The sequence below is a fragment of the Streptomyces sp. NBC_00459 genome (assembly GCF_036013955.1).
Lineage (GTDB): Bacteria > Actinomycetota > Actinomycetes > Streptomycetales > Streptomycetaceae > Streptomyces.
Map to the genome: position 1 here is coordinate 7,073,854 of NZ_CP107903.1, position 18,125 is coordinate 7,091,978.

Annotated in this window: 13 protein-coding genes; 9 read left to right on the forward strand and 4 right to left on the reverse strand. The window is 70.4% G+C overall.

What is annotated here, in order from left to right; all coding sequences use genetic code 11:
• Positions 1 to 12 precede the first annotated feature (12 nt).
• Both OHN74_RS31410 and OHN74_RS31415 read right to left on the reverse strand, forming a co-directional pair.
• Positions 13 to 408: a winged helix-turn-helix transcriptional regulator gene (locus OHN74_RS31410; RefSeq protein ID WP_443060477.1), complete on the reverse strand. Its 396-nt coding sequence runs from the start codon at positions 406 to 408 to the stop codon at positions 13 to 15.
• A 91-nt stretch (positions 409 to 499) separates the two neighbouring features.
• A complete protein-coding gene (locus OHN74_RS31415) occupies positions 500 to 1,654 on the reverse strand; it encodes a CAP domain-containing protein (RefSeq protein ID WP_327697930.1) in 1,155 nt (384 codons plus the stop codon).
• 142 nt (positions 1,655 to 1,796) lie between these two features.
• Between OHN74_RS31415 and OHN74_RS31420 the strand changes: the two genes are divergently transcribed.
• The 4 genes from OHN74_RS31420 (at position 1,797) to OHN74_RS31435 (ending at position 8,482) form a co-directional block, all read left to right on the forward strand.
• Entirely contained in the window at positions 1,797 to 2,078 is a 282-nt protein-coding gene (locus tag OHN74_RS31420; protein ID WP_327697931.1) for an acylphosphatase, read from the forward strand.
• A 401-nt stretch (positions 2,079 to 2,479) separates the two neighbouring features.
• On the forward strand, positions 2,480 to 2,683 hold the full coding sequence (locus OHN74_RS31425) for a hypothetical protein (RefSeq protein ID WP_006375438.1): 204 nt from the start codon (positions 2,480 to 2,482) through the stop codon (positions 2,681 to 2,683).
• A gap of 312 nt (positions 2,684 to 2,995) precedes the next feature.
• A complete protein-coding gene (locus tag OHN74_RS31430; protein WP_327697932.1) occupies positions 2,996 to 6,847 on the forward strand; it encodes an AAA family ATPase in 3,852 nt (1,283 codons plus the stop codon).
• 216 nt (positions 6,848 to 7,063) lie between these two features.
• Complete coding sequence (locus OHN74_RS31435) at positions 7,064 to 8,482, forward strand: sugar porter family MFS transporter (protein ID WP_327697933.1); 1,419 nt, start codon at positions 7,064 to 7,066, stop codon at positions 8,480 to 8,482.
• Between the two features lie 121 nt (positions 8,483 to 8,603).
• Here OHN74_RS31435 and OHN74_RS31440 read toward each other — a convergent pair whose 3' ends face one another.
• On the reverse strand, positions 8,604 to 9,575 hold the full coding sequence (locus tag OHN74_RS31440; protein WP_327697934.1) for an LLM class flavin-dependent oxidoreductase: 972 nt from the start codon (positions 9,573 to 9,575) through the stop codon (positions 8,604 to 8,606).
• Between the two features lie 134 nt (positions 9,576 to 9,709).
• Here OHN74_RS31440 and ftsY point away from each other — a divergent pair, with 134 nt between their 5' ends.
• Positions 9,710 to 10,906, forward strand: a complete 1,197-nt coding sequence (gene ftsY, locus OHN74_RS31445) for a signal recognition particle-docking protein FtsY (RefSeq protein ID WP_327697935.1) — start codon at positions 9,710 to 9,712, stop codon at positions 10,904 to 10,906.
• A gap of 115 nt (positions 10,907 to 11,021) precedes the next feature.
• Here ftsY and OHN74_RS31450 read toward each other — a convergent pair whose 3' ends face one another.
• On the reverse strand, positions 11,022 to 11,684 hold the full coding sequence (locus OHN74_RS31450) for a bifunctional DNA primase/polymerase (RefSeq protein WP_327697936.1): 663 nt from the start codon (positions 11,682 to 11,684) through the stop codon (positions 11,022 to 11,024).
• Positions 11,685 to 12,141: 457 nt separating this feature from the next.
• Here OHN74_RS31450 and nsdA point away from each other — a divergent pair, with 457 nt between their 5' ends.
• The 4 genes from nsdA to OHN74_RS31470 all read left to right on the forward strand — a co-directional run bounded on the left by nsdA (position 12,142) and on the right by OHN74_RS31470 (position 18,116).
• The gene (nsdA, locus tag OHN74_RS31455) at positions 12,142 to 13,626 is read left to right on the forward strand and encodes a transcriptional repressor NsdA (RefSeq protein ID WP_327697937.1); all 1,485 of its coding nucleotides are present in this window, start codon (positions 12,142 to 12,144) and stop codon (positions 13,624 to 13,626) included.
• A 309-nt stretch (positions 13,627 to 13,935) separates the two neighbouring features.
• Positions 13,936 to 15,276: an ammonium transporter gene (locus tag OHN74_RS31460; protein WP_327697938.1), complete on the forward strand. Its 1,341-nt coding sequence runs from the start codon at positions 13,936 to 13,938 to the stop codon at positions 15,274 to 15,276.
• Complete coding sequence (locus OHN74_RS31465; RefSeq protein WP_006379495.1) at positions 15,273 to 15,611, forward strand: P-II family nitrogen regulator; 339 nt, start codon at positions 15,273 to 15,275, stop codon at positions 15,609 to 15,611. The genes OHN74_RS31460 and OHN74_RS31465 overlap by 4 nt, the downstream gene beginning before the upstream one ends.
• A gap of 27 nt (positions 15,612 to 15,638) precedes the next feature.
• Positions 15,639 to 18,116 carry a [protein-PII] uridylyltransferase gene (locus OHN74_RS31470; RefSeq protein ID WP_327697939.1) on the forward strand — a complete coding sequence of 826 codons (2,478 nt, stop codon included), beginning with the start codon at positions 15,639 to 15,641 and terminating at the stop codon, positions 18,114 to 18,116.
• The last annotated feature ends 9 nt before the right edge of the window (positions 18,117 to 18,125 follow it).

Genomic DNA, 18,125 nt, shown 5'->3' on the forward strand with positions numbered 1-18,125 from the left:
CGGGCACGGGTTCTACGGGCGAGGGGCGCGCGTTTCGTCGTACCTCTCGCGTGCTGCCAGTACGGAGTCCATACGGCCCTCCACGAAGTGGATGAGCGCCAGCAGGCGTTCGGCGACCTCGTGACCCAGGGGGGTCAGCTCGTAGTCCACGCGGGGCGGGTTCGTCGGCTGGGCCTCGCGGTGGACCAGGCCGTCGCGCTCCAGGGCCTGGAGGGTCTGGGAGAGCATCTTCTCGCTCACGCCGTCGACGCGGCGGCGCAGCTCGTTGAAGCGGAGCGAGCCCTCCTGGAGAGCGCCGAGGGTGAGCGCGCCCCAGCGGCCCGTGACGTGCTCCAGCGTGCCGCGCGACGGACAGGCCTTGGCGAACACGTCGTAGGGGAGGGGCTGCTCCTCCGTGGCGTTCATCATGACCCCAGGGTACGCGAGCACTGCGCTGACCTGAAGATTGCGCTAACCAATGGTTAGCGCAATCTTCGGTCGGCTCAGGCGATGGCGCTGGTCAGTAACCGAAGTCCTGCGTCCACCAAGGGCCGCCCGAGCCGAAGTGGACACCCACTCCCAGCGTCTTGAAGTCGCAGTTCAGGATGTTCGCCTTGTGGCCGGGGCTGTTCATCCAGGCCTCCATCACCGCGGCCGCGTCGGCCTGCCCCCGGGCTATGTTCTCGCCGCCGAGGCTGGTGATGCCGGCCTTGTCCGCCCGGTCCCAGGGGGAGAGGCCGTCGGGGTCGGTGTGGTCGAAGAAGTCCCGGGCGGCCATGTCCTCGCTGAAGGCCTCCGCCAGATCCCGCAGCGCACTGTTCGCGGACACCGCGCTGCAGCCCACCTTCGCCCGCTCCTCGTTGACGAGCTGGAGCACCTCCGCCTCGGCGGCGGCCTGCGCGGACACCGTGATGGGGGCGGAGGACTGCTGCCTGGCCTTCTCCGTCGACTCGGTCGGAGTGGGCGTCGGAGTCGTCTTCGGTGCCTCGCTGGGCGTGACCGCCGACTTCTTCGGAGGAGCCTTGGTCGTCGGGGCGGCCGACGGGGACGACTGCGAGGGGGACGGGGAGGCGGGTGACGTGTCGCGATCGGTGTCGCGGCTCGTCGACGTACCGCTGTCGCGGTCCTCGTCGGCGTTGCCCGATGTGCCGCCCTGCTGGGTCTCGGCGTTCGTCGGGGAGTCGGCGGCCTCGACCTTGTCGCCGCTGCTGCTGCCACCGATCGTGTACTTGTCACCGCCGGGCAGGACACCCGTGGCGACCGCGACGGTACCGAGAGCGACCGCGGCGGAGACGCCCAGCAGGCCCGTGCGGACCGGCCTGGACGACCGCTTCTTGCGGCGCCGGCGGGTACCGCCGTTCCGGGATCCGTCGTAGAACCCGTCGCCGTTCGTCACCGCGTGGGCGCCCGTGTCGTCCGGGGCGAAGAGGTAGGCGTCGCTCGTCGCGTAGGCGTTCGAGGGCGCCTCGGGGTTCAGATACGAGGCGATGCCCACGGTCGTGGGCGCGTCCTCCCACAGCGTGCTGTAGGCGGTGTGAGGAGTGTGAGGGACAGGGGAGTCGTACGGTCCGTGGTCCGATCCGTAACCACCCGTGTCCGAATCGTATGTTTCCGTGACCCCCGTGGCGCGACCTGTGGTGGCGCTTCCGGCGGCGGAGCGTCGGTGGCGTCCCATGTTGTGGCCTTCCTCGTCCTTGCGGTCAGGGCTACTCACTCGAACGAGTGAGTTTCATATGAGATTCGTTGGGTGGGGACGGTACCCCATGGCGCAAGAGGAGGAAGTGCTCAGAGAGACATTGGCCCGTTAGCGTGCATCCATGAACGAGGATGTACGACTGGTCGTCTGGGTGCGCGGACGCGTCCAGGGCGTGGGTTTCCGCTGGTTCACGCGGGCCAGGGCCCTGGAGATCGGCGGGCTGAGTGGTTTTGCTCTCAATTTGGACGACGGACGTGTGCAAGTGGTCGCGGAAGGCACGCGTCAGGGCTGCGAAGGACTGCTCGACTGGCTGCGCGGTGACGACACGCCCGGCCGCGTGGACGGCGTCACCGAGATCTGGGACACACCGCGCCGGATCTACGACGGCTTCGCCATCCGCTGAGGCGGTTCTGTAAAGCGGCCCGGGCGGCACCCCGTAGACATGCCGCGACATGCCGGGCGCACCTGTCCACCGCGGAAACTGCCTGGTGGTTGCCAAGAAGCGCAGGTCGTGGCAGGCTCCGCAGAAAACGCTTGTCGCCGAGCCCTCGGGCCCCGCCGGAGTCGCCGCGCCGCCCACCAGGGGCCGCGTGCCCCGTGCCGCCCGCCAATACGGGGCGTGATCGTGTTGACCGTCAAACTTTTTGGTGAGACGCTGAAAGCCCCGCGCACCTTAGCTGTTTGGCATGTATGAACGGCAGTAAAAACTCAAGCAAGCGCTCCACAGTGCCAAGCATCGCGGGTGCGATTCCCTCACGACCCACACCGCTTCGGTCGGTCACTCAGTGTGGAGGACCATCCATCATGGCAAAGGCGCTTCTCGGTTACGTCGGCGGCTCTGACCCGCGACTCCTCGCCGAGATGCGACGGCTCCAGCAGCGCGTACAGGACCTGGAATCCGAACTCGGACGCATCCAGGCGGAGAACGACGAGCTGACGGCTGCCGCTTCTCACGATTCGCTTCTCGAGAGCATCGACGCACGCCAGGCAGAGCCCGCGCTCACCTGATCACTGCATCGGTAACGCATTGCATCAGCACTGCGCATCGCACCGGACACTCAGTGGTAGAGCTGCTCGTAACACTCGTACCAACCGCTGAGCTGTCGGAGTTTGGCCAGAGTATTGCAAGGGACGCTTCGGCGTCCCTTCTTTATTTCCCCGTGCTGCCCGTCTGCTCCCCCATGGTCCAGAGTGGTTGTTTCCCGAAGGTGTCCACCCTCTTTAACGTCTGATGTGCCCTGCACGTTCATCGGTGAAACCGCCGGGGGGTATCCAGGGGTTCATCGTGTGACATACCGGCGGAAGGTAGAGTCCAGCGGCGTGCACCTCAAGGCCCTGACCCTCCGAGGGTTCAAGTCGTTCGCCTCGGCGACCACGCTCCGGTTCGAACCGGGCATCACGTGTGTCGTGGGGCCCAACGGCTCGGGTAAATCCAACGTCGTGGACGCCCTCAGCTGGGTCATGGGCGAGCAGGGCGCCAAGTCGTTGCGCGGCGGCAAGATGGAGGACGTCATCTTCGCCGGCACCACCGGACGCCCGCCGCTGGGCCGCGCCGAGGTGTCCCTCACCATCGACAACTCCGACGGCGCGCTGCCCATCGAGTACGCCGAGGTCACCATCACGCGGATCATGTTCCGCAACGGCGGCAGCGAGTACCAGATCAACGGCGACACCTGCCGGCTCCTCGACATCCAGGAACTGCTGTCCGACTCCGGCATCGGCCGCGAGATGCACGTCATCGTCGGCCAGGGCCAGCTGGACTCCGTACTGCACGCCGATCCGATGGGCCGCCGCGCCTTCATCGAGGAGGCGGCGGGCGTACTGAAGCACCGCAAGCGCAAGGAGAAGGCGCTGCGCAAGCTGGACGCGATGCAGGCGAACCTCGCCCGCGTCCAGGACCTCACCGACGAGCTGCGGCGCCAGCTGAAGCCGCTGGGGCGGCAGGCTGCGGTCGCGCGCCGGGCCGCGGTCATCCAGGCGGATCTGCGCGACGCCCGGCTCCGGCTCCTCGCCGACGATCTCGTAAGGCTGCGGGGAGCCCTCCAGACGGAGGTCGCGGACGAGGCCGCGCTCAAGGAACGCAAGGACGCGGCGGAGGCCGAGCTGAGGAAGGCGCTCCAGCGCGAGGCGCTGCTGGAGGACGAGGTACGGCAGCTCACGCCGCGCCTCCAGCGCGCCCAGCAGACCTGGTACGAGCTCTCCCAGCTCGCCGAACGGGTGCGCGGCACCGTCTCACTGGCCGACGCGCGCGTGAAGAGCGCCACCTCCGCCCCCGACGAGGAACGGCGCGGACGTGAGCCCGAGGACATGGAGCGCGAGGCCGCGCGCATCCGCGAGCAGGAGGCCGAGCTGGAGGCGGCTCTGGCGGCGGCCGAACACGCGCTGGAGGACACGGTCGAGCACCGGGCCGGGCTGGAGCGCGAACTCGCGGTCGAGGAACGGCGGCTGAAGGACGTCGCCCGCGCGATCGCCGACCGCCGTGAGGGCCTGGCCCGGCTGAACGGCCAGGTCAACGCCGCCCGTTCGCGTGCGGCCAGCGCCCAGGCCGAGATCGACCGCCTCGCCGCAGCCCGGGACGAGGCGCAGGAACGGGCGGTCGCGGCCCAGGAGGAGTACGAGACGCTGCAGGCAGAGGTCGACGGCCTCGACGCGGGCGACGCGGACCTGGCGGAGCAGCACGACACGGCGAAGGCGGCCCTCGCCGACGCGGAAACGGCCCTCACGGCGGCCCGTGAGGCGGCCACGGCGGCGGAACGCCGGCGCGCCGCCACGCAGGCCCGTCACGAGGCCCTGGCACTCGGCCTGCGCCGCAAGGACGGAACCGGCGCGCTGCTCGCCGCGCAGGACCGTCTCACCGGCCTGCTGGGACCGGCGGCGGAGCTGCTCACGGTCACCCCGGGCCACGAGGTCGCCGTGGCCGCCGCCTTCGGCGCGGCGGCGAACGCGATCGCGATGACCACCCCGGCCTCCGCGGCAGCCGCGATCCGGCTCCTGCGCAAGCAGGACGGAGGGCGCGCTTCGCTGTTGCTGGCGGGGGCACCGGAGGAGGCGGAGGCACCGGCGGTGCCGGGAAGCGGACTGCGCGGGCCGGGTCGTCAGGTGGGGGAGTGGGACACGGGCGCGCGTGGCTCGGCGGGGCACGAGGGTGCTGCCGGTGGGCGGCCCGGCGGTGGGGTGGGTGCCGGGTTCGGGTCTGCGGATGGTTCGCCGGGTTCGGGGTCCGGTGTTCCGGGTGTGGGAGATGCCCTCAGCGACGGCTCCGGGCCGGCCGGTGCTGCAGCCTCCGGCGGTACCCGCGATGCCGGTGCTGCCGACGGGCCGGGCTCCGCGCCCGGCGATCGTCCGGGAGCCCCGGGGCGTGGGCCGAGCGGGCCGCTCCCCGTCGCGGACCTCGTCCGTGGCCCCGCCGAACTCATGCCCGCCGTACGCCGGTTGCTGCGCGGGATCGTGGTCGTCGGGACGCTTGAGGACGCCGAGGAACTGGTGTACGCGCGGCCGGAGTTGACCGCGGTGACCGCCGAAGGGGATCTGCTGGGCGCCCACTTCGCGCACGGTGGGTCCGCCGGTGCGCCGAGCCTGCTGGAGGTGCAGGCCTCCGTCGACGAGGCCGCCGCCGAACTCGACGAACTGGCCGTGCGGTGCGAGGAGTTGGCCGGGGCGCAGCGGGTCGCCGGGGAACGGCGGAAGGAGTGTGCCGCGTTCGTCGAGGAGTTGGGGGAGCGGCGCCGGGCCGCCGACCGGGAGAAGTCGGCCGTCGCACAGCAGCTCGGGCGGCTCGCCGGGCAGGCCAGGGGCGCCGCCGGAGAGGCCGAGAGGTCCACCGCGGCCGCTGCGCGTGCGCAGGAAGCGCTCGACAGGGCCGTACAGGATGCCGAGGAGCTCGCCGAACGGCTGGCTGTCGCCGAGGAGATGCCCGTCGAGGAGGAGCCCGACACGGGAGTACGGGATCGGCTCGCCGCCGACGGCGCCAACGCGCGCCAGACCGAGATGGAGGCCCGGCTCCAGGTCCGTACGCACGAGGAGCGGGTCAAGGGGCTGGCCGGACGGGCCGACTCGCTCGACCGGGCGGCGCGTGCCGAACGGGAGGCACGCGCGCGTGCCGAGCAGCGGCGGGCGCGGCTCAGACACGAGGCGGCCGTCGCCGAAGCCGTCGCCTCCGGGGCGCGGCAGTTGCTCGCGCATGTCGAGGTCTCCCTCTCCCGGGCCGACGAGGAACGCACCGCGGCCGATGCCGCCAAGGCGCGGCGCGAGCAGGAGCTGACCGCAGCTCGTGCCGCCGGACGTGATCTCAAGGCCGAACTCGACAAGTTGACGGATTCGATGCACCGCGGTGAGGTACTCGGCGCCGAGAAGCGGCTGCGGATCGAGCAGCTGGAGAACAAGGCGCTGGAGGAACTCGGTGTGGAACCGGAGGGGTTGGTGGCCGAGTACGGCCCGCACCAGCTGGTGCCGCCCTCGCCCCCCGCCGAGGGCGAGGAGCTGCCCGAGGACCCGGAGCACCCGCGCAACCAGCCCAAGCAGTTCCACCGGGCCGAACAGGAGAAGCGGCTCAGGGCGACCGAGCGGGCCTACCAGCAGCTCGGCAAGGTCAATCCGCTGGCCCTGGAGGAGTTCGCGGCACTGGAGGAACGCCACAAGTTCCTCAGCGAGCAGCTCGAAGACCTGAAGAAGACGCGCACCGACCTGCTTCAGGTCGTGAAGGAGGTCGACGAGCGGGTCGAGCAGGTCTTCACGGAGGCGTTCCGGGACACGGCGGTGCAGTTCGAGGGTGTCTTCAGCCGGCTGTTCCCCGGCGGCGAGGGACGGCTGATCCTGACCGATCCCGACAACATGCTCACCACGGGCGTGGACGTGGAGGCCCGGCCGCCGGGCAAGAAGGTCAAGCGGCTGTCGCTACTCTCCGGTGGCGAGCGCTCGCTCACCGCCGTAGCGTTGCTGGTGTCGATCTTCAAGGCCCGGCCGAGTCCCTTCTACGTGATGGACGAGGTCGAGGCTGCCCTCGACGACACCAACCTTCAGCGGCTCATCCGCATCATGCAGGAGCTCCAGGAAGCCTCGCAGCTCATCGTGATCACGCACCAGAAGCGGACGATGGAGGTCGCCGACGCGCTGTACGGCGTCTCCATGCAGGGCGACGGCGTGTCGAAGGTGATCTCGCAGCGGCTCCGCTAGCCCTGCTTCCGCTTTTCGGCCTTCCCCCTTCCCTCCTTTTCTTATTCAAGACTTGAACACGGTTCGGTCGATCGTGTCTTCCATCTCACATCATTCGCATGATTGATTTCGAAACTTGAAGGCATACTCTCGGCAATGTCGTTTTTACCTTCAGGTACCACCTACCTGGGAGGGTCCCCCACCCGGCGGCGTTGCCGGTGGCCCGAGGAGTTGTACGTGACCAGCGCTGAGCAGACACTCAAGTCAGGAGCCGGGACGGCTCATCCCGAGCATCTCGGACATGTCATCTTCATCGCGGCGGCGGCCGCGATGGGTGGTTTTCTCTTCGGTTACGACAGTGCCGTGATCAACGGTGCCGTCGAGGCCATCCGGAGCCGCTACGACGTCGGCTCGGCCGCTCTGGCGCAGGTCATCGCCATCGCGCTGATCGGCTGCGCCATCGGCGCCGCCACCGCGGGACGCATGGCCGACCGCATCGGCCGTATCCGCTGCATGCAGATCTCCGCGGTGCTCTTCACGATCAGCGCCGTCGGCTCCGCGCTGCCCTTCGCGCTGTACGACCTCGCCTTCTGGCGGATCATCGGCGGCTTCGCCATCGGTATGGCCTCAGTGATCGGCCCCGCCTACATCGCCGAGGTCGCCCCGGCCGCCTACCGGGGGCGGCTCGGGTCGTTCCAGCAGGCCGCGATCGTCATCGGCATCGCCATCTCGCAGCTGGTCAACTGGGGCATCCTGAACGCGGCGGGCGGTGACCAGCGCGGCGAGCTGTTGGGCGTCGAGGCCTGGCAGGTCATGCTCGGTGTGATGGTCGTACCGGCGGTGCTGTACGGGCTGCTGTCCTTCGCGATCCCCGAGTCGCCGCGCTTCCTGATCTCCGTCGGCCGGGACGAGCGCGCCCGTGAGGTGCTGCGCGAGGTCGAGGGCGACAGCATCGACCTGGACGCCCGGGTCGCCGAGATCGAGCACGCCATGAAGAGCGAGCACAAGTCGACCTTCCGGGACCTGCTCGGGGGCACCTTCTTCTTCAAGCCGATCGTCTGGATCGGTATCGGACTCTCGGTCTTCCAGCAGTTCGTCGGCATCAACGTCGCGTTCTACTACTCCTCGACGCTCTGGCAGTCGGTCGGCGTCGACCCGACGGAGTCGTTCCTCTACTCCTTCACCACGTCGATCATCAACATCGTCGGCACCGTGATCGCCATGATCTTCGTCGACCGCATCGGCCGCCGGCCGCTCGCGCTCATCGGTTCCGTCGGCATGGTCATCGGGCTCGCGCTGGAGGCCTGGGCCTTCTCCTACGACCTCGTCGACGGCAAACTGCCCGCCACGCAGGGCTGGGTCGCCCTGGTCGCCGCCCATGTGTTCGTGCTCTTCTTCGCCCTGTCCTGGGGTGTCGTCGTCTGGGTCTTCCTCGGTGAGATGTTCCCGAACAGGATCCGCGCCGCCGCCCTGGGCGTGGCCGCGGCCGCCCAGTGGATCGCCAACTGGGCCATCACCGCGAGCTTCCCGTCGCTGGCCGACTGGAACCTCTCCGCGACGTACGTGATCTACACGATCTTCGCCGCGCTCTCGATCCCGTTCGTGCTCAGGTTCGTCAAGGAGACGAAGGGCAAGACGCTGGAGGAGATGGGCTAGGCCCTGCACCTCCCCACGACTCGGGGAGAAGGGCCAAGACCCCGCTGCCCTTCTCCCCGTATCCACCGCCGCTTCCGGCTCGGCCACTGCCCGGGCCGGGAGCGGCTTTCTCGTGGGTCCGTCAGGCCGTCAGTTCCGGCACCACGCGTTCCCCGAACAGCCGTAGACTCCGCCACCCCTCCTCCACCGGCATCCCGCCCGACAGCGGGTGCAGTACGTGGTTGTCCAGCCCCTGCGCCACACACTCCTCGGGCGTCACCATCCGGTAGACGCCCTCGGCGCGCAGTTCCTCGACCGTCGTGGCCGCCGACTTCACGGCGGACCGGATGTCGCCGGACTGCCAGGAGGCGTACGTCCGGGCCTCGTGCAGGAAGTGGTGGCCGTACTCGGCCCACGCCCGGTCCGGGTCCTCGGTGATGTGCAGCAACGGGGTCTCGGCGGCCGGCATCATCGTCCAGCCCTCCGTGCCGTACTCGACGAGCTGTTCCTTGTAGTAGGCCTCCAGCTCGGGCAGGTGCGCGCTGGGAAAGAGAGGGAGCCCCAGACGGGCCGCCCGCCGGGCCGCCGCCTTCGACGAGCCGCCGACCAGGAGGAGCGGGTGCGGGTCGGTGCACGGGCGCGGAGTGACCCGTACCGTACGGCCCCGGTATTCGAACTCTTCCCCGGTCCAGGCCTTCAGGAGCGTCTCCAGCAGCTCGTCCTGGAGCTTGCCGCGCCGCTTCCAGTCGGCGCCGAAGTGCGCGTACTCCTCGGGCCGGTATCCGATCCCGGCGACCGTGACCAGCCGTCCGCCGCTCAGCAGATCGAGTACGGCGATGTCCTCGGCGAGCCTCAGGGGGTCGTGCAACGGGCCGATCACCGCGGACACGGTCACCGCGATCCGCCGCGTCGCCCCGAACACCGCGCCGGCGAAGGCGAACGGCGAGGGCAGCCAGTTGTTGGCGACGCCGTGGTGCTCCTCGGTCTGGACGGTGGTGATTCCGTGGGCGTCGGCGTACGCGGCCATCTCGATGGCGGCCTGGTAGCGGGCGCGGAGATCGGCTGGGGTTGCGTCGGGGGCGACCAGGTTGAAACGTACGACGGTGACGGGCATGGGGGTCCCTTCCGGCGGGTGTGCCGGGGGAGATTAGCTGACGGAGTGTCAGATCGCCAGGGGTGCGGAGAGAGGGCCGGGCGGCCTACCGGGACCGGACGCGCCCGAGGGTGGTCGCGCATACTGGTCGGGCTATGGAAACCATCATCCTTGCTGTAGTCATCGCCGTGGTCGTGCTCGGTGTGCTCGGTGGGCTCGTCGTCGGCAGCCGCAGGAAGAAGCCGCTGCCCCCGGCGCCCCCCACGACACCCGACCTCACCGCCCCTCCGGCCGAGCCGCACGTCGGCGACGAGGCCGAGACGCCGCGCGACGAACCGCGCCGCACGATAGAGGAGGTGGATCTCCCGGGCGCGGACGGCTCGTCCGTCGCCGTCGAGGAACCTCCCGTCCCGGTCATCGAGGTGCCGGAGCCCACCGCCGGGCGGCTGGTCCGGCTGCGTGCCAGGCTCTCCCGGTCGCAGAACGCGCTCGGCAAGGGGCTGCTCACGCTCCTCGCGCGCGAGCACCTCGACGACGACACCTGGGAGGAGGTGGAGGACACCCTCCTCACCGCCGACGTAGGCGTCCAGCCCACCCAGGATCTGGTCGCGCGGCTGCGCGAGCGCGTGAAGGTGCTCGGCACCCGCACTCCCGCCGACCTGCGAGGGCTGCTGCGCGAGGAGCTGCTCCAGATCCTCGAACCCGGGTTCGACCGGACCGTGAAGACCGACTCGAACCTCGACACCCCGGGCATCGTGATGGTCGTCGGCGTCAACGGCACCGGCAAGACCACGACCACCGGCAAGCTCGCTCGGGTGCTCGTCGCCGACGGGAAGAACGTCGTTCTCGGTGCCGCGGACACCTTCCGGGCCGCCGCCGCGGACCAGCTCCAGACCTGGGGCGACCGTGTCGGAGCCCGTACCGTGCGCGGTCCCGAGGGCGGTGACCCCGCGTCGATCGCCTTCGACGCCGTCAAGGAGGGCATCGAGGCCGGTGCCGACGTCGTACTGATCGACACGGCCGGGCGGCTGCACACCAAGACCGGGCTCATGGACGAGCTCGGCAAGGTCAAGCGCGTCGTCGAGAAGCACGCCCCGCTGGACGAGGTGCTGCTCGTGCTGGACGCCACGACCGGGCAGAACGGGCTCGTCCAGGCCCGCGTCTTCGCCGAGGTCGTCGAGATCACCGGCATCGTGCTCACCAAGCTCGACGGCACCGCCAAGGGCGGCATCGTCATCGCCGTACAGCGTGAGCTGGGTGTGCCGGTGAAGCTGATCGGGCTCGGCGAGGGGGCCGACGATCTGGCTCCGTTCGACCCGGAGGCGTTCGTTGACGCTCTTATCGGAGAGTGATCACCACCCTGGTCACTGCCTCCGGAAAACCGTAGGTCCACGAAGAGACGCCCGTCCCCAAGGTGCAGTTGGGGACGGGCGTCCTGCTGTGCGGCCCTGCGTCGTGGCCTGGGCGCTACGCCCGCGACCGGTGCGCCACGTAGGCCAGCGTCCCCAGCAGCAGCCTGGCCGCCGGGGGTTTGGTCGCCGTGTCCAGGGCGGGTGGGCGGAGCCAGGTGACCGGGCCGAGACCGCCCCGGTCGGAGGGGGGTGCCGTGAGATACGTACCGGTGCCCAGGCCGTGCAGGTCGAGGGCCGCGTCGTCCCAGCCCATGCGGTAGAGGAGCTCGGGGAGTTCGGCGGCGGCACCGGGGGCGACGAAGAAGTGGGCGCGGCCCTCGGGGGCGGCGCTGACCGGGCCGAGGGGGAGGCCCATGCGTTCCAGCCGGACCAGGGCGTGGCGGCCGGCCGGCTCGGCGACCTCGATCACGTCGAAGGCGCGGCCCACGGGGAGCATGACCGCGGCGCCGGGGAACTGGCCCCAGATGTCGGTGACTTCGTCGAGTGTGGCGCCGGCCGCGACCCGGGGTGCGAAGCTCAGGGGGTGGGCGCCAGGTGCGGGGCAGTCGGTCAGGCCGCAGGAGCAGGCGCCGCCCGCCGCGCGGGCACCGGCGACCACGTCCCAGCCCCAGAGGCCGGTGTACTCGGCCACGGCGGTGCACTCGGACGACCGGCCGCGGCGACGCGTGCCGGGTCGGATCTCGCGGATACCCCGGCTGCTGCCGATCGTGAAGCCCATGCCCCCTCCAACGGGTCCGACGCACCGATGGTTACGAGCTGCGACCAGAACGTAACCCTGCGTTTCCGACTGCCCGTCACCCCTGGCCGCCCTCACCCGATCCGGTCGGCGCCCAGAAGTGCCTCGGGTAGTGCGCTCGGCGGCGTGCGCCCTCGCGTGCATCGCTCCGCCCACTCCCGACCGTCCACTGTCAAGTGAATCCTGTGCAGCCGCCCGTGAGTTCATTCGAAGGGGTGGCGAATGGTGGCGTTTCCTGGATCGCCATGGCCGGAGCCGTGATCGTAGGATTACTTTGAGTGCACGAGGCCTGGGGGCACATGCGCTTGTGGGTATGCCGGAGGCAAGTCGGCTTCCCGTTCGAAGGGTGAGAACTGTCGGACACGGAGCCTATTTACCGGCATTCTGATAGGGCTTGGCGCACTCGGCGACAAGTGGTCTCAGGGATGGGGGCGTTCCAGTGGGCGGCAACGGCGGAAGCGCGACGACACCGGCCAGCGCCGACAAGCGCCCGAATGAGCTGCTCGGCTCGTGGTTCGTGCGCAGCGGCTGGTCGAAGGGCGAGCTGGCGCGCCAAGTGAACCGCCGGGCACGCCAGTTGGGTGCCAACCACATCTCGACGGACACCTCGCGGGTCCGGCGCTGGCTCGACGGGGAGAACCCGCGCGAGCCGATCCCGCGCATCCTGTCCGAGCTGTTCTCCGAGCGGTTCGGCTGCGTCGTCTCCGTCGAGGATCTCGGACTGCGTGCCGCCCGCCAGTCACCGTCCGCGTCCGGCGTCGACCTGCCCTGGACGGCCCCTCAGACCGTGGCCCTGCTCAGCGAGTTCTCGCGCAGCGACCTGATGCTGGCGCGCCGCGGCTTCCTCGGGACCGCGCTGTCCCTCGCCGCGGGCCCCACCCTCATCGAACCCATGCAGCGCTGGCTCGTCCCGGTGCCTCCCGCCCCGCCCGAGGAGCCCGAGCACCCCTCCGCCGCGCGCCGGGCCGGCCGCCTCTCCAAGCCCGAGCTGGAGCTGCTGGAGTCCACCACCGCGATGTTCCGGCAGTGGGACGCGCAGTGCGGTGGCGGCCTGCGCCGCAAGGCGGTGGTCGGACAACTGCACGAGGTGACGGACCTCCTCCAGGAGCCCCAGCCCGAGTCCACCACCCGCAAGCTGTTCAAGGTCGCCGCCGAGCTGGCCGAACTCGCCGGCTGGATGTCGTACGACGTGGGGCTCCAGCCGACCGCGCAGAAGTACTTCGTCCTGGCCCTGCACGCGGCCAAGGAGGCCGGCGACAAGCCGCTCGGCTCGTACGTCCTGTCGTCCATGAGCCGCCAGATGATCCACCTCGGGCGACCGGACGACGCCCTCGAACTGATCCATCTCGCGCAGTACGGCAGCCGTGACTGCGCGAGCCCCCGCACCCAGGCCATGCTGTATGCGATGGAGGCGCGCGCGTACGCCAATATGGGGCAACCCGGAAAGTGCAAGCGGGCCGTGCGGATGGCCGAGGACACGTTCGCGGACGTACACGATTGGGACGAGCCCGATCCCGACTGGATCCGCTTCTTCTCCCAGGCCGAGCTGTACGGCGAGAACTCCCACTCGTTCCGCGACCTGGCCTATGTCGCCGGCCGCAGCCCCACCTACGCCTCCCTCGCCGAACCCCTGATGCGGAACGCCGTCGACCTGTTCGCGAAGGACACCGATCACCAGCGGTCGTACGCGCTGAACCTGATCGGCATGGCCACGGTCCACCTTCTCCAGCGGGAGCCCGAGCGGGCCGCGGTGCTGGCCATGGAAGCCATGGAAATCGGCAAGAAGGTGCGCTCCGAGCGCGTGAACACTCGTATCCGAAAGACCGTCGACACGGCCGTACGCGACTTCGGGGATCTCGCCGAGGTCGTCGACCTGACCGACCAGCTCGCGATCGATCTGCCCGAGACCGCCGAGGCGGTCTGAACCCCCGGAACCCCGGCCGCGGCAGGCCTTCCCGACAGCCCGACTCGGCTCCCCCGCCAGGTCATCGGAAGGCCGGCCGCGGTCGGCCCGCGGCCACGGACGAAGGTTGCGCCACGATAACGATCGGCGCGTCCAACATCCGGCAGTTCATCGATCCGTAACACGCGAGGCACCTTCGTCACTGCGGCGAAACATCGAGGGGCGTCGACCGAAACGGCGCTGCGTCAATGTCTGGCGCATAACCGGCCCACCCCTCAATCCGCTCAGGCTTCGCCCGCACGGGGCCGTACCAATGACGAGGAGACGCCGATGGCATCAGCCGCCATCACGCTAGCCGCAGAGGCTCCCAAACTCTCTGCCGCCAACACCGGGTTCATGCTGATCTGTTCGGCCCTGGTGTTGCTCATGACCCCCGGTCTTGCCTTCTTCTACGGAGGCATGGTCCGCGTCAAGAGCACCCTGAACATGTTGATGATGAGCTTTATCAGCATCGGCATCGTCACCATCCTGTGGGTGGTGTACGGCTTCTCGCTCGCCTTCGGCACCGACAAGGGCGGCTTGATCGGCTGGACCTCGGGTTGGGTCGGTCTCAGTGACATCGGCACGGCCGACCTGTGGGACGGCTACACCATCCCGATCCTGGCCTTCATGGTCTTCCAGATGATGTTCGCGGTCATCACGCCGGCCCTGATCAGCGGTGCCCTCGCGGACCGCGTCAAGTTCTCGGCGTGGGCGCTGTTCGTCGCCCTGTGGGCCACGATCGTGTACTTCCCCGTCGCCCACTGGGTCTGGGGCGCCGGCGGCTGGGCCTTCGAGCTGGGCGTCATCGACTTCGCCGGTGGTACGGCGGTCCACATCAACGCGGGTGCCGCGGCGCTCGGCGTGATCCTGGTCATCGGCAAGCGCGTCGGCTTCAAGAAGGACCCGATGCGCCCGCACAGCCTCCCGCTGGTCATGCTGGGCGCCGGTCTCCTCTGGTTCGGCTGGTTCGGCTTCAACGCCGGCTCGTGGCTGGGCAACGACGACGGCGTCGGCTCGCTGATGTTCGTCAACACGCAGGTCGCCACCGCCGCCGCCATGCTCGCCTGGCTCGCCTACGAGAAGATCCGTCACGGCGCGTTCACCACGCTGGGCGCCGCGTCCGGCGCGGTCGCGGGTCTGGTCGCCATCACCCCCTCGGGCGGTGCGGTCTCCCCGATCGGCGCGATCGCGGTCGGCGCCATCGCCGGTCTGCTCTGCGCCATGGCTGTCGGCCTCAAGTACAAGTTCGGTTACGACGACTCGCTCGACGTCGTCGGTGTCCACCTCGTCGGTGGTGTCGTCGGCTCCCTGCTCATCGGCCTCTTCGCCAGCGGCAAGGGCCAGTCGGAGGTCCAGGGCCTCTTCTACGGCGGCGGCCTCGACCAGTTCTGGAAGCAGTGCGCCGGCGTCTTCGCCGTCCTCGGCTACTCCCTGGTCGCCTCCGCGGTCCTCGCCTTCCTCCTCGACAAGACGATCGGCATGCGCGTCTCCGAGGACGACGAGATCGCCGGCATCGACCAGGCCGAGCACGCCGAGACCGCATACGACTTCAGCGGCGCCGGCGGCGGCGCGGCCCGTACGTCCGTCACGGCGGCCGTCGGTGGCGAGAGCAAGAAGGTGGACGCATGAAGCTCATCACCGCCGTTGTGAAGCCCCATCGGCTCGACGAGATCAAGGAGGCCCTCCAGGCCTTCGGGGTCCACGGTCTGACGGTCACCGAAGCGAGCGGCTACGGTCGTCAGCGGGGACACACCGAGGTCTACCGCGGTGCCGAGTACACGGTCGACCTGGTTCCCAAGATCCGTATCGAGGTCCTGGCCGAGGACGACGACGCCGAGGGTCTGATCGACGTCATCGTCAAGGCGGCCCGGACCGGCAAGATCGGTGACGGCAAGGTCTGGTCCCTCCCGGTCGAGACCGCAGTCCGGGTCCGGACCGGCGAGCGCGGCCCGGACGCGCTCTGAGGCAGAAAAAAGAACAGGAGTCGCTGGGTGACGAGTACGGACGTGCGTAAGGATGCAGAGGACTCGGGACCCAGCGGCTATGCGGCGGCCCGGCTGCGCCTCCTCACTGAGGGGGTGCGGTCCGGGCCGCCGCGCCGTGCGGCCCTGGCCGAACTGACCGACGAGTGGCTGACCGGCCTGTTCACGGCGGCTGCCGAAGGCCTGCCAGGGCTGCGCGGAGTCTCCCTGGTCGCCGTCGGCGGCTACGGCAGAGGTGAACTCTCCCCACGCAGCGACCTGGACCTGCTCCTCCTGCACGACGGCAGCGACTCCGCCGCCGTCGCGGCCCTCGCCGACCGCCTCTGGTACCCCGTCTGGGACCTGGGCCTGGCCCTGGACCACTCCGTCCGGACACAGTCCGAGGCCCGGAAGGTGTCCGGCGAGGACCTCAAGGTGCAGCTGGGCCTGCTGGACGCCCGCCACCTGGCCGGCGACCTCGGCCTCACGGCCGGCCTGCGCACCTCCGTCCTCGCCGACTGGCGCAACCAGGCACCCAAGCGCCTCCCCGAACTCCAGGAGCTCTGCGCCGAACGGGCCGAACGCCAGGGTGAGCTGCAGTACCTCCTCGAACCCGACCTCAAGGAGGCCCGCGGCGGTCTGCGCGACGCCACCGCCCTCCGTGCGGTCGCGGCCTCCTGGCTGGCCGACGCGCCCCGCGAGGGCCTCACGGAGGCGCGCCGCCGTCTGCTGGACGTCCGCGACGCCCTGCACCTCGCCACCGGCCGTGCCACCGACCGCCTCGCCCTCCAGGAACAGGACCAGGTAGCCGCCGAACTCGGACTCCTCGACGCCGACACCCTCCTGCGGCAGGTGTACGAGGCGGCACGCGTCGTCTCGTACGCGAGTGATGTGACCTGGCGCGAGGTGGGGCGCGTGCTCCGGTCCCGCGCCGTACGCCCGCGCCTGCGCGCCATGCTGGGTGGCGGCAAGCCGGTGGCGGAACGTTCCCCCCTGGCGGAGGGCGTCGTGGAGCAGGACGGCGAGGTGGTCCTCGCCCGTGCCGCACGCCCCGACCGCGACCCCGTACTCCCGCTGCGCGCCGCCGCGGCAGCCGCCCAGGCGGGCCTGCCGCTGTCCCTGCACGCGGTCCGCCGTATGGCGGCGGCGGCCCGGCCGCTGCCGACCCCGTGGCCGGCGGAGGCGAGAGAACAGCTGGTCACCTTGTTGGGCTCGGGAAGCCCGACCATCGAGGTCTGGGAGGCGCTGGAGGCCGAGGGCCTGATCACCCACTTCCTCCCCGACTGGGAACGCGTCCGCTGCCGCCCGCAGCGCAACGCCGTCCACATCTGGACGGTCGACCGCCACCTGATCGAAACGGCCGTCCGGGCCTCCGAGTTCACCCGCCGGGTCAGCCGTCCCGACCTCCTGCTCGTCTCCGCACTGCTCCACGACATCGGCAAGGGCTGGCCCGGCGACCACTCCGTGGCGGGCGAGATCATCGCCAAGGACGTGGCCGCCCGCATCGGCTTCGACCGCGCGGACGTGGCGGTACTGGCGACTCTCGTACGTCACCATCTGCTGCTCGTCGACACCGCCACCCGGCGTGATCTGGAGGACCCGGCCACCGTGCGCTCGGTCGCCGACGCGGTCGGCACACAGAGCACGCTGGAACTGCTCCACGCGCTCACCGAGTCCGACGCGCTGGCGACGGGCCCGGCCGCCTGGTCGACCTGGCGCGGGTCGCTCGTCGCCGATCTGGTGAAACGGGTCGCCGCCGTGCTCGCCGGGGACGCCCCCGAGGAGCCCGAGGCCGCCGCACCCACCGCCGAACAGGAACGGCTCGCCATAGAGGCGTTCCGCACGGGCGGCCCGGTGCTGTCGCTGCGCGCCCAGACGGAGTCCCCGGCGGACGCGGCCACCGAGGAGCCCTCGGCGTCTCCGCCGGCCGAACCCGAACCCCTCGGCGTGGAACTCCTGATCGCCGTACCGGACCAGCCCGGCGTCCTGCCCGCGGTGGCCGGCGTCCTCGCCATGCACCGCCTGACGGTCCGCACGGCGGAACTGCGCGCACTGGACCTGCCCGACGGCGTCGAGGGCGCGGTCCTGCTCCTCGACTGGCGCGTCGCAGCCGAGTACGGCTCCCTGCCCCAGGCGGCCCGCCTGCGCGCCGACCTCGTACGGGCGCTGGACGGCTCCCTGGACATCGCCGGCCGCCTCGCCGAGCGCGACGCGGCGTACCCGCGGCGCCGGGGCGTCGTGGCGCCGGCGGCCAGGGTGACCGTGCATCCGGCCGCGTCCCGGCTGGCCACGGTGATCGAGGTCCGCGCCCAGGACGCCCCGGGGCTGCTGCACCGGCTCGGGCGGGCGCTGGAGGACGCGGGGGTGCGGGTGCGGAGCATGCACGTCAGCACGCTGGGTTCCAACGCGGTGGACGCCTTCTACGTGACCAACCGCAAGGGCGCGCCGCTGCCCGGGGACGAGGCGTCGTCGGTGGCACGGAAGCTGGAGGAGATGTTGCGGGCGTGACCGCCGGCG

Excerpts from the sequence above, each read along its gene's own strand:
- OHN74_RS31460 (WP_327697938.1), top strand. The coding sequence starts at position 13,936 with ATGGCATCAGCCGCCATCACGCTAGCCGCAGAGGCTCCCAAACTCTCT.
- ftsY (WP_327697935.1), top strand. The coding sequence starts at position 9,710 with ATGGAAACCATCATCCTTGCTGTAGTCATCGCCGTGGTCGTGCTCGGT.
- OHN74_RS31420 (WP_327697931.1), top strand. The coding sequence starts at position 1,797 with ATGAACGAGGATGTACGACTGGTCGTCTGGGTGCGCGGACGCGTCCAG.
- OHN74_RS31450 (WP_327697936.1), bottom strand. The coding sequence starts at position 11,684 with ATGGGCTTCACGATCGGCAGCAGCCGGGGTATCCGCGAGATCCGACCC.
- OHN74_RS31415 (WP_327697930.1), bottom strand. The coding sequence starts at position 1,654 with ATGGGACGCCACCGACGCTCCGCCGCCGGAAGCGCCACCACAGGTCGC.
- OHN74_RS31440 (WP_327697934.1), bottom strand. The coding sequence starts at position 9,575 with ATGCCCGTCACCGTCGTACGTTTCAACCTGGTCGCCCCCGACGCAACC.
- OHN74_RS31425 (WP_006375438.1), top strand. The coding sequence starts at position 2,480 with ATGGCAAAGGCGCTTCTCGGTTACGTCGGCGGCTCTGACCCGCGACTC.
- OHN74_RS31410 (WP_443060477.1), bottom strand. The coding sequence starts at position 408 with ATGATGAACGCCACGGAGGAGCAGCCCCTCCCCTACGACGTGTTCGCC.
- OHN74_RS31465 (WP_006379495.1), top strand. The coding sequence starts at position 15,273 with ATGAAGCTCATCACCGCCGTTGTGAAGCCCCATCGGCTCGACGAGATC.